Here is a 9469-nt window from a genome sequence, read left to right as displayed (position 1 = left end):
CTTTTGTTGCCGTGCATATTTTTGCTTCAGGCCTTTATGATTTGCTTTAACTAACTTCCAGCGATCGCAACTGTTAAAGCGGGCGTATTCCTTGATGGCGATGTCAAATGCAGCACAGAAATCCTCATCTAAGCCATTCACCATCACGCCCTCTTCTAAGGTCAATTGCTGTAATAGCAATATGCCCGTTTGGCGATCGGCTTTCACATCCACACGGCCAACAAAAGTGTCGCGCCACAGAATCGCTAAAGAATAATAACCATACCGACGCTTTTCAGCGGGCACATAGACTTCAATTTGATAATCAAAATCAAACCATTGCTTTAGTCGTTGCCGTTGGATTAATAAATTATCGAAGGGATTAAGCAGCCACACTTTATTAGGTAATGGCGCATTGAGCTGTAATGCAGAGTGATAGAAGTAACTTTGGCCTGCAACCTTAAAACTGGCTAATAACCCCTGTGAGTGCATCTCTGCCAGCTCTTGGGCAACCGCTGATTTTAATCCTTTACGTAGATAGGCAATTTGCGCCGCTGTGCCAAAGGCATGGGCATAGAGATAACGATCAATCAGATAACGGATAAACTCAGCCTCTGTTGGTGCTTCGGTATTAATACCTTGTGGTAACACCCGCGCAGTGAGATCGTAAACCTTCTGGAATTTTTCCCGCCGCCCTACCATCAACTCACCACGCATAAAGAGCTGCTCTAGGGCTTTTTTCGCAGGTTTCCAATCCCACCAGGCACCATTTTTACCTTCACTGTGTTCAAAATCACTGGCCTTGAGCGGCCCTTCTGCAAGGATTCTCGCCCGCACTTCCTGCATCACTTTATCATCGGGTTCAAACCAATGCTTACCGCCATTTTGCAACTGTTGTTTACGTTGCAAACTAAACCGGTAATCGGCAATCGGTAAATAAGCCGCCGCATGGAACCAATATTCAAAAATCTCACCTTTAGCCAAAGCCGAATCGAGCATCTTCGGCTGGTATCCAGGCATACGGCTATGTAATACATGGTGATGCGCCCGTTCAACCACATTAATCGAGTCGATTTGCACATAACTGAGGCGCGAGATAGTCTCAGCCACCGAAGTCTGTGGCTGCAATAATCCTTGCTGCTGCATCGTTAATTGCAGCCATTCGCGGGGTGAAAAGGGATTAGACATCTCGTTTCCTAAGGTAAAACCTGCAAACACTAAGCCCAACAGACAAAACTAAGATTCTAAAAAATGCTGATGTAGTTTGTATCTTTCAAATGAGCCCCTAAAATACACCGCAAACCAGCTCATGCAGCGCGCTGTTCGGATAACATAAGCCATTTATAACTTAACGGCTATCGCTTTACAGTCTTGTGAGTTACACGGCTCAAGGTAGCGCCAACTGCGCACTGACATCTCATTAAGGATTGATGATGAATCTCTACTATCGCCAAGCACAACTCTGCGGCCGCAAAACGGGCAATGGCACTAAGCTGCCATTTTTAATGAATATTTTGTATTCACTTGCCGCTAAAAATGGCGATCACCAGCCCTTTTCAATGGATCACATTAACGCCGTATTGTTCAATCAACATCAGTCCATTGGTTGCTCTATCAAAGCGCCACTACCGATAGTGAGTTGGCGCACCGAAGCAATCTGGTATGAGTTATTTAAAGGTGAAGAGCTGGTGTACCTGCCCCAATGCATCATCTTTAGCAATGGCGCCATCGCCTATGTCATTGTCGTCATAGGTGATGAGTATGAGCTGCGTATTTGGCCCGATTACAGTAACCGTGAGCGGGAAAAACAGCACTGGTTTTCCCACCATGCCGTAGTCTATTCCGCCGAACTTGACGTCTTTAAGCAAAGCTTCGAAGCACTGCTTAAGCATATTCGAAAAGAAGACGACTATGAGGCAAAACACCCAGAGTTTGGCTAAAGCGCAATGCTTTTGAGTAACTCATGTATCGCTTAATATTTTAATTAACAGCCACTGCCATAATTTTGCCACTATTGATCAGCAACTTGCCCGCAACTCTTGTGGGGAAATCTGTTTTAATACTTGCCGTTAATGCTTAGCCTTCTTGGCGAAACATGGCATAAAAACTTAAGGTTCAGTACTGTATTTCATAGGGAATGAAATCCAATGTTCAGTATTATTTTCTGGGTACTCACCCTACTTAGTTTGGCCTTATTTGGTGGCGCGGCCTATTTAGTGGTGCGCGCACTCCTTAAAAAATTCAATCAAAATCAAGGAATAGACATGGAATCGCCACAGGCACTGTCCTCACACAGTAAAGGGACGTCACTCGCTAAAAACACGACTCTATTGAAAGCGTTAACCATAGGCATACTGTCGATCTTAGCTTTGATCCCATTAGGGATCATCATGGACATGACCTCAGATCGCGAAGCCCTGTACCACAGTGTTGTCGATGAAATTGGCCGTTCATGGGGCGAGCAGCAAACGCTCTCAGGACCTGTGCTTGTCATTCCCTATAGCTATTTTGTGATGCAGGAAGAAGTCAGCGCCGATGGCAAAAATCGCCATCAAGTAAAGCGTACCTATCAAGATGAATTGGTCATACTGCCAAAAAAACTCAAGCTAGATTTAGATCTTAAGCATGATTTCCGTACCCGCGGCATTTATCAATCCTTAGTTTATAACGCCACTTTGCAAGGCAAAGCAGATTTCAGTTTAAGTCATTATGAAATCCCCAACCTCATTGCCTTTGACAATAAAAATGCGCGTCTCGCCTTTGGTGTCTCATCAAATCAAGCCATTGATAAAGTGGATAAACTTGAATTAACGGGTGATGCGGTCACGCTGTCAGGCTCGCTGATGTCGGGTACAGGTTTAGGCACCACTGGCGGCTTAGAAAAAGGCTTCAACCAAGGTGTACAAGTCGGTGAAGCGAGTGACTTTAGTGTGGACTTTGCGATGACACTGCGCGGCTCGCAGTCCATCAGCGCCCTGCCACTGGGTGAGCAAACCCTGCTCAATATTCATGCGGATTGGCCACACCCCAGCTTTAAGGGATTGTTGCCCGCAGAGCGTGATATTAACGCGCAGGGCTTTACGGCAAGCTGGAATATCAGTCACTTAACCCGTAACTATCCTCAGGAGTTCATTAAGAGTAATCAATCGAGCCTGACCGAAGTATCGGCCAATGCGATTTTATTCGAACCTGTGACTCACTATGGCAAGATTGAACGCTCAGTGAAATACGGCCTGCTGTTTATCGTACTGACTTTTATCATGTTGTTCATTTTTGAGCTTGGGCAAAAAACCAGCCTCAGCACGATTCAATATGTGTTAGTCGGCAGCGCCATGGCCTTGTTCTATTTGCTACTGCTGTCGCTGTCTGAGCATTTAGCCTTCTTGCATGCCTATTTAATTGCCGCCTGTATTCCCGTGTTGTCGGTATCCGCCTACGTGGGCAGTGCTACTGCAAGCATCAAGCGCGGTGCGATAGTAGGCATTATGCTGGTGAGTTTATATGCCGTGCTTTACTCGATACTGCAACTGGAAGATTACGCCCTGCTGATGGGCACAGGATTACTGTTAGTTGTCCTACTGATTTTGATGTTTGTCACAAGGCATCAACCCAAGAACACGGCGTAACAGCGCCCAACCGATCCACCCTTGAAGACCCCCGACAGCGCCACTTTTTGCTGTCGGGATTTTTTTATTGGCAAAGCCATTGCCGCGTTGTAGCCTATGGCGTTTATCAAGAGGCTTATATTTTGACCCATAGCGCCTATCTTTTCCGCCGTTTAGGCTTTGCTTGGTTATTGCTGGCAAGCATTCCTGGCTTACTGTTACTGACCCAGAATCAGCTGTTCCCACTGATCGATCTGCACTCTCACTTAGCCCGAACCTTATATTGGATTACCATGACGGGCACGGCGCCTTATGGCGTGGCCACTGTGTTGTTTGTGCTCGCTATCGCCTATCGTCTTATGCCTAAAGCCCTCTTTATGAGTTTGTTTTTAGCCATTAGCCTCAGCCAAGTCATCAGCTTAAGTGTGAGCCATACGCTCAAATCCTATTTTAAAGAGCCCAGACCTAATCTGGTCTTTTTGGCTAAGCAAGCACTGCCTACGAACGAGCAGCTTTCACTCGATGCCTTTTATCAATTAGATAAACAGGGGCGCTCCAAGACAATATCCACTGCGCTCGATGGCTTAAAAGTGACGGAGCCTGAGATGAAGCTCGACTCGCGCATTCACCAGCATTGGGAAAATGAAATCGGCTACTCATTCCCTTCTGGGCATACCATTTTTGCTGTGACGCTGGTGCTCACCGCCAGTTACTATCTGCTGCTAGCAGGCTTACCTAGCGTTGCATTGGTATTATTGGGTTGGGGATTTTTGATGGGATTGAGCCGCATGCTGTTAGGGATGCACTGGCCACAAGATGTGTTGTTTTCGACCTTTTTAGCCGCCTTCATCAGCAGCTTGAGCGTGTTCTTAGTCAGTAAAATACGTCCTCTCACGCAAGCGCTCGTGAACGAGCCTGAACGCTAACCTCTGTAGTTGATCATCTCGATTCAGCCTTTCGCTCAAATACTTAGGCCTTGCTAAGCACTGCCTAAGTATTTGACCACTAAGGTCTGATAAATCCCATTGGCCTTAATTTTTGCCAGCCCTTGATTAAAAGTATCCCGCGCCACTGAGTTGTGGAATACCATGCGATAGGATGTCGGCGGGAAAATAAAGTGATAGCTCAATGCTTGCTGGGTGTCGATATTGGGCTCAACAAACCGATTCAATTGAGTGAAGATATAACGGTCGGCAATCACGGTATTAATCCGACCTAAGTACAACATACGATTCTGGCTTAATTGAGTATCAACTTCGCGATAAATCGTCTGTTGCGCTACGGCATTAAATTCAGCGCCGAGCAATAGTCGGGCATTCTCAAAGGCCGCAATACTGTAGTTTTTAAGATCGGCAATACTTTTTATTTCAAGATGTTGCGCAGCCAAGCTAATTGCCACATTGGTATAGTCGACATAATCATTGGACCAATAGCCATCGACGCCATTTGCAGGGTTCATGGTCATCACGGCATCTAATCTGTCTTTGTTGAAATATAAGACTTGGCGCTTACGAGAGTAAAATTTAAAGTTAACTGACTGGCCCATTTCCTTAAAGGCGGCCTTAATAATATCAATCTCAAGTCCCGATTCGGCATCTTCGATAATATAGGGTGGGCGATTTAACGCACTACCAATGGTTATCGAGGCAGGAAATGCATACGTCGGTAAGATTAATAGGCAGATTAACAGCAAACTCAAGCGCATACAGTGTCTCACTCTTATTAGTATTATAACTATAGCGGTAAATGGTGGGAGATCCAGACAGCGCGCCCCTCACCCACTGTCAGTAAGGGTGATCACTCTCCCAACTTTTAAATCCCGATTGACTCAAGATTTTTGGCAAACTTGGCTAAGACTGGCAAACTAGGGGCAGACCCAGCTAACCCTAAGCTTTCGATGACAGAAACTCACCCATACAAACTCGATCAACTCGATTTAACCATTTTGCGTTTACTGCAAACCCACGGCAGATTGTCCAACCTCGAACTGGCCAATAAAGTCGGCCTGTCGCCGTCCCCTTGCTCGCGCCGTGTTAAAGCCTTAGAAGAAGCGGGTTATATTGCCGATTATGCAACGCGTCTGTCGGCGGATAAGTTCAACCTGCATTTGACTGCGTATATACATGTGCGGATGGAAAAACACACGCCAGCAATCCTCAATCAATTTGAAGCCAATGTACTAGCCTACGAAGAAGTCCAAGAATGCGCGCTGATCACAGGTTCAGAAGCCGACTACCAACTTAAGGTATTAGTGCAAGATATGGCGCACTTTCGCACTTTCCTGTTAGATAAACTCACGACGAATGTGCATATCGCAGGTGTGCATTCCAGCTTTGTGTTGAAAAAGGTCAAGGACCACACTGCCATTCCCTTAAGCCATATCACCATTCAACCATAGGCTATGTAAAAGATACGGCGTTCAAACACAAAGTGCTGCGACATGACTCAGACTTATCCAGTCACAATCGTGGTTCAAGTAAAGTCATAGCATCAAAATACCCACTAAGCTTCTGCCATACGGTATTTTTTGACCATAAGATCACAATTCATTGCATTTTTATCATCGCAATTATTCGCTAAAGTGAGGTCGCGAGTCATCGCTACTCGCAATATAGTCTCGCACAAAGCCTGTAAGCGAAACACAGCACCAAATTATCAGCAAAATAGGAATATAAATTGCTCATTAACATCACTTTAACGCACTAAAATTGCGTTGAACTTCTTATTTATCCGCCTAAGATACGCCTTCTTTTTACGGGAGGCACAATGCAATCGGCCAATACAAGTTCAACTAACCACTTCAGCTCACGCTTAGGTTTTATCATGGCGGCAGCCGGTAGCGCCGTTGGTGTAGGTAACATTTGGGGATTCCCCACCCAAGCAGCAACCCATGGCGGCGGTGCCTTTTTACTGGTTTACCTGGTACTGATTTTCATCCTAGGCATTCCCATGTTAATGGCCGAACTCATGATAGGTCGCCACGGACAGACCAATCCCGCCGATGCCATGGGCAAACTCGGCTTCAACACCCTAACTCGCAGTTTAGGCAAGGCGATAGGCTTGATTTCCATCGTCACCGCGGGATTAATCTATACCTTCTACAGCATTCTTTCTGGCTGGTTTATCAGCTACGCCATCGCCCCGATTGCCACAGCTTTAGGCTCGAACGATACCGCCGCTTGGTTAGTGGATTTCTCGCTGTCGCGCAATCTGGTGTTCACGCTGATCTTCAGCACACTCGTGTTTCTGGTATTGCTGCAAGGCGTACAAGAAGGCATAGAAAAATGGTCGAAACGCTTGATGCCGTTATTGTTGATCATGCTGATCGCGGGCGTGGCGTATATTTTCACCCTTAATGGCGCGAGCGAAGGCATTACCGCACTATTAACGCCTAACTTTGCCAAGGCACTGGCGCCCGATACCTTGATCAGCGCGCTCGGACAAACCTTCTTCTCCCTCACCATAGGCACAGGTGCCATGATGGTTTATGGCAGCTATTTGAGCCAGAAAGAGAATATTGCCAAACTGACCGTCTGGGTTGCCTTTACCGATAGCGGCATCGCCTTTCTCGCCGCCTTTTTAATCATCCCAGCCATGTATGTGGCCCAGCACAATGGCGTGCAGATTTTTAACGCCGAAGGCAAACTACTCGACTCAGATGCGCTGGTGTTTACTGTTTTACCCGCGTTATTTTCCACCTTAGGAGATACGGCGAACCTTATCATTAGCGTGGTGTTTTTTATTCTGCTGATCATCGCCGGCCTGACTTCTGCCATTTCCATCGCCGAAGTCCCGACTAGCTATGTGATGCAGAAATTCGGACTCAGCCGCCCGCGCGCCACCTTGATCATCGGCCTATTACTGACCTCATTATCCCTATTACTGGCGGTATTTTTTGAGACGTTATTTAGCTTCACTATCATGCTCACCACCCAAATCGCCCAGCCGCTGGTCGCCCTCGGTATCGCGATTTACTTAGGTTGGATTTGGCGCCAAACACAGTTACTCAAGGCGATTCGTGGACAAGATGGTGTTAATACCACAGGACTCTTCTGGCGCATTTGGCCAAGGTACGTGAAGTATGTGTGCCCAGTCCTGATCATCGCGATCGCCATCAGGCAATTTGTGTAACCCTTTAAAAAGCAAAAATCCCCGCTGAGTGCGGGGATTTTTTATTTAGCAATTGATGATCTAATTAACTTTTTTAAATAATCATCAAGGGCTTGCTGCCGCCAATAGTGAATGCGATGACAGCCGTATCCTTCAATCTATCAATAACGTTGAACTGCTAAGGGAGGCAGGATTTGAACGAAAGGGGGATATAAACAGCAGCCTTAAGGGATTAAGGCTGCTTTTGAAGACGGGCAGATTACTGTTCGATACCAACGATCAACCAAGGTGAATTGGCTTGCGTTACGTTACGCTCTAAATGCCAGATTTCCTTAATGTCCTCTTCTACGCCTTCAACGGTATCGCGATAGCGGCCGCTAAATTTAACACTCACTTCCGCAAGATTTGCATTGTGTGTGGCGCGGACAAGTTCTGCATCCAAAAACATCACTTCAGTGTGCTGATCGCCAACTAACTCGCGACGTTGGTTGCTGAGTTCATTGTAAAGATCTATAGAAACATACTCTTGGATTTTGCTTAAGTCGTTTTCATTCCACGCCAATTGCAAGGTTTTGTAGTGACTACGAGCACCTTCCAAAAAGCTGGGTAAATCAAAGCCGGCAGGCAAATCGAAGGGAACTGCGCTTGTCGCTTGGCCAAAACCATTGCTGCCGCTGTTTGCATTGGTGGCAAAACCTGTTTGTTCAGTCTGTTGGCGCTGCATATTCGGATTGGGTTGGCCAGCTCCCGCGTAGGCTGGTCTTTGCTGCGCCCCCGTTTTTGAGGCCATCACAGTACGGACGATTTTGAATATTACGAATGCCAGCAAACCGATTATCAAAATATCCATGATTTGAATATTTTCAAAACCACCGCCCATAAACAGCGCCGCCAATAAGCCACCTGCTAATAAACCGCCTAACATGCCGCCCATCATACCTTTCTTGCCCGGCGCTCCCGCTGGTGCCGTAGTAGGTGTGTTGGTCGCCGCTGGTTGAGCCGGAGCCGTTTGGTGACTCTTGCCAATAGATTTACTACCGCCGAACTTTTTCGCTTCTGCGACTGGACTAGCAACCAAGCTAACCGCAAAAATCATCGCAAACATAATTAATAACTTTTTCATTTATAAGATCTTTGTTTGTATAACCTGTGGTATCGGCATCATAGCGGGATGACATTATATGTCAACTATGAAAAGCGGGAGCTGATTGTCTTGTGCATATTTAGTGAGTTCCGATTAAGCACTGTCATTCCCTACAGGAATCGGCCCTCCTCTTACAAAAATGTACTCTGTAAATTTAACTATGCTCAGCTCGTTAATTAGTTTTTTTAGCTAAGTCAAAGTCGTGGGTCTTCAACCCACACCCGACCAAGAGGGGATCAACAGCAATTCCCTCTTGGATCTCCCTTGCCGCCCCTAGCGAAGTTGCATGCATTAGATACTGGCCTTGGTCTTGTGGACAAATTGCTATCGCTTCCGATGGTACATTCCCTCTACTTTAAATAAAGAGTCCGAAAGCTAGCCGGACATATATGGACCCATCCGGTTTGCAAGACATTCGATAGCGATTTTGAGAAGAGTTCATTGCACCCATATATCCGGCCTGTTATTGAGGGATTCCTCTGGCCCTGATGGATATCTGCTTCTACTGTCCTTATCATCCTTGCGGCTTCATTATGAGCCTATGCCCGACTAAGGTTTTCAGTAGATCAGTCTGACTGTCTCATCATCAAATCAAGTGTCTTAGCAACTTGTTGGTTGGTTAATTATTAGC

8 protein-coding genes are annotated in these 9469 nt (G+C 46.3%); 5 read left to right on the top strand and 3 right to left on the bottom strand.

Features of this window, described 5'->3' with window-relative positions; all coding sequences use genetic code 11:
- On the bottom strand, positions 1-1167 hold a 1167-nt coding region (locus tag NE536_RS21995; protein ID WP_261274015.1), incomplete at its 3' end, for a winged helix-turn-helix domain-containing protein.
- A gap of 245 nt (positions 1168-1412) precedes the next feature.
- Here NE536_RS21995 and NE536_RS21990 point away from each other — a divergent pair.
- The 3 genes from NE536_RS21990 to NE536_RS21980 all read left to right on the top strand — a co-directional run bounded on the left by NE536_RS21990 (position 1413) and on the right by NE536_RS21980 (position 4510).
- Positions 1413-1919, top strand: a complete 507-nt coding sequence (locus NE536_RS21990) for a hypothetical protein (protein WP_259483694.1) — start codon at positions 1413-1415, stop codon at positions 1917-1919.
- Between the two features lie 207 nt (positions 1920-2126).
- Complete coding sequence (creD, locus tag NE536_RS21985) at positions 2127-3605, top strand: cell envelope integrity protein CreD (RefSeq protein ID WP_259527743.1); 1479 nt, start codon at positions 2127-2129, stop codon at positions 3603-3605.
- A gap of 122 nt (positions 3606-3727) precedes the next feature.
- Positions 3728-4510: a phosphatase PAP2 family protein gene (locus NE536_RS21980; RefSeq protein ID WP_261274016.1), complete on the top strand. Its 783-nt coding sequence runs from the start codon at positions 3728-3730 to the stop codon at positions 4508-4510.
- Positions 4511-4563: 53 nt separating this feature from the next.
- Here the strand turns inward: NE536_RS21980 and NE536_RS21975 are convergent, their stop codons facing one another.
- Positions 4564-5289 carry a substrate-binding periplasmic protein gene (locus tag NE536_RS21975; RefSeq protein WP_012588746.1) on the bottom strand — a complete coding sequence of 242 codons (726 nt, stop codon included), beginning with the start codon at positions 5287-5289 and terminating at the stop codon, positions 4564-4566.
- A gap of 192 nt (positions 5290-5481) precedes the next feature.
- Between NE536_RS21975 and NE536_RS21970 the strand changes: the two genes are divergently transcribed.
- A complete protein-coding gene (locus NE536_RS21970) occupies positions 5482-5982 on the top strand; it encodes an Lrp/AsnC family transcriptional regulator (protein ID WP_006083449.1) in 501 nt (166 codons plus the stop codon).
- A 368-nt stretch (positions 5983-6350) separates the two neighbouring features.
- Positions 6351-7715 carry a sodium-dependent transporter gene (locus tag NE536_RS21965; RefSeq protein WP_261274014.1) on the top strand — a complete coding sequence of 455 codons (1365 nt, stop codon included), beginning with the start codon at positions 6351-6353 and terminating at the stop codon, positions 7713-7715.
- A gap of 238 nt (positions 7716-7953) precedes the next feature.
- Here NE536_RS21965 and NE536_RS21960 read toward each other — a convergent pair whose 3' ends face one another.
- A complete protein-coding gene (locus NE536_RS21960; protein ID WP_261274013.1) occupies positions 7954-8817 on the bottom strand; it encodes a Tim44 domain-containing protein in 864 nt (287 codons plus the stop codon).
- Between the last annotated feature and the right edge of the window lie 652 nt (positions 8818-9469).

This window comes from Shewanella septentrionalis (genome assembly GCF_025370265.1).
GTDB lineage: Bacteria > Pseudomonadota > Gammaproteobacteria > Enterobacterales > Shewanellaceae > Shewanella > Shewanella hafniensis.
The sequence above is the reverse complement of the archived record's forward strand: the minus strand, read 5'-3'. Positions and strand labels throughout refer to the sequence as shown.